Here is a 1,859-nt window from a genome sequence, read left to right on the forward strand (position 1 = left end):
TGAACGCCAGGATCCGGCGGGCGGTCAAGGCACGTGGACACTTCCCGAACGAGACCGCGGCCCTAAAGTGCGTCTACATGGCCATCATGTCGCTCTACCCCACCGGCAAGGGACAGGCCCGCTGGACCATGCGCTGGAAGACCGCCCTGAACGCCTTCGACATCACCTTCGACGGCCGCCTCTCCACAGCCCGCCAGTAACCCCAACCATCCTGGATACACCGTTCGATTGACAGACCCTGCTCTGGGAGTCGTGTCACCCGATCGGTGGCCACACTGAACAAGCTCAATGAGCTGTGACTGCGCGTACGGCTGCTCGGGCTTCGGTTGTGGCTCTGACACGGCAGCTGTAGATAGCTCTGTTGGTGTTCATCGCGGCTGGCCAGCGGCGTGATGGGGGTGGCTGCGGGCACAAGATCGGCCGCTTTGATCATGACGTGGTGTGACGCAACATGAGAACGAGACGGCCGCTTCGGCCACGGTAGACCACGAAGGTCACGGTGCCGCGCTCGGGGGCCTGTTGGCCTCGGTGGCCGACCGCTTCGCCCGGTCCGAGACCCGGGAGACGTTCGCGCGGATGACCCGGGGCATGCTGATGGAGCTCGAGGACGCCAACTGCTGGAGCCTGGCCGAAGCGATCGGTGAGCGGGGTCCGCACCGCCTGCACCATCTGCTGTCCCGTGCGGTGTGGGACGAAGAAGCGGTGCTGGTGCGGACGGCGGCCTGGGCCGTGGGCCTGCTCGACGACGGCGGCGGGATCCTGATCGCGGACGAGACGGGGGATGCGAAGTCCTCGACCGACGCGGTGGCCGCGGCCCGCCAGTACTCCGGTTCGGTCGGCGGAGTCGCTCTGTGCCAGGTCACGGTGCACTTGACCTTCGCCACCGCTGCCGGGCACTGCCTGGTCGACCGGCGCCTGTACTTCACGAAGGAGTGGGCCGGCGACGAGGAGCGCCGCGAGCTGGCCGGTGTGCCCGACGAGCTGTGCTTCACGACCAAGCCTCAGCTCGCGGCGGACATGCTCCGCAGCGCCATCGGGCAGGACGGCATACCCGCCTCGTTCTTCCTCGGGGACGAGGTCTACGGAGGACGGGGGCTGCGCACCCCCTGCCGTGAGCTGGGCCTGGGCTACGTCGTGGCCCTGCGCTCCAGCCACCAGGTCACCACCCCGGCCGTGAAGCTGAACGTATCCAAGGTCGCCGCCCGGCTGCCGAAGCGGGCCTGGCAGCGGATGCGGACCGGTACGGGGCACAAGGGGGTACGCGACTACGACTGGGCGATGATCGAGGTCACGGCCGACGGCACCCCTGACGGACACGACCGCGACGCGGGGACGTCCGTGCTACTGGTCCGCCGACACCGCTACACCCGTAACCTGTCCTACTACCGCTGCTACACCCCCAGGCCGGTGACTCTGGCGCGACTGGTGTCACCGGTGTGCCGCAGATGGCGGGTGGAGGACGACTTCCAGGACGCGAAGGAGACCTGCCACCTCGACAAAGGCCAGGTCACCTGCTGGAACTCCTGGCACCGCTGGAGCCGATCACCCTGGTCGCCTACGCCTTCCTGGCCACCGTCGCCGCCCTCGAACGCGCCGCCCAAACCTGCCGGAACGACCCCGCCGAAGCCGACCTCGTCCCCCTCAGCAGCCACGAACCGCCTGTTACGGGCCCTGACCCTTCCGCCACCCCGGCGAGACCCCGAACACCTGCTGTGGTGGTCCACCTGGCGCCGACGCCACCAACACCGCGCCCGCCTCTGCCAGGGGCATTGCGTGAGGTGATCTTGTCCGGTTTCGTCAGGTGAGGCCGAGGGCGGGCAGGGGGCGGCGGTAATCGCGGGCGGTTCGTCGGAGGGCGG

2 protein-coding genes are annotated in these 1,859 nt (G+C 68.6%); both read left to right on the forward strand.

Annotation, left to right across the window (positions count from 1 at the left end; translation table 11 throughout):
* Positions 1-200: transposase (locus ABZX75_RS34265; protein WP_355418142.1), on the forward strand; the 200-nt coding region annotated here is incomplete at its 5' end.
* Between the two features lie 241 nt (positions 201-441).
* Complete coding sequence (locus tag ABZX75_RS34270) at positions 442-1,782, forward strand: IS701 family transposase (protein ID WP_355418145.1); 1,341 nt, start codon at positions 442-444, stop codon at positions 1,780-1,782.
* Positions 1,783-1,859: the final 77 nt, after the last annotated feature.

This window comes from Streptomyces sp. NPDC003038, assembly GCF_040611115.1.
GTDB lineage: Bacteria > Actinomycetota > Actinomycetes > Streptomycetales > Streptomycetaceae > Streptomyces.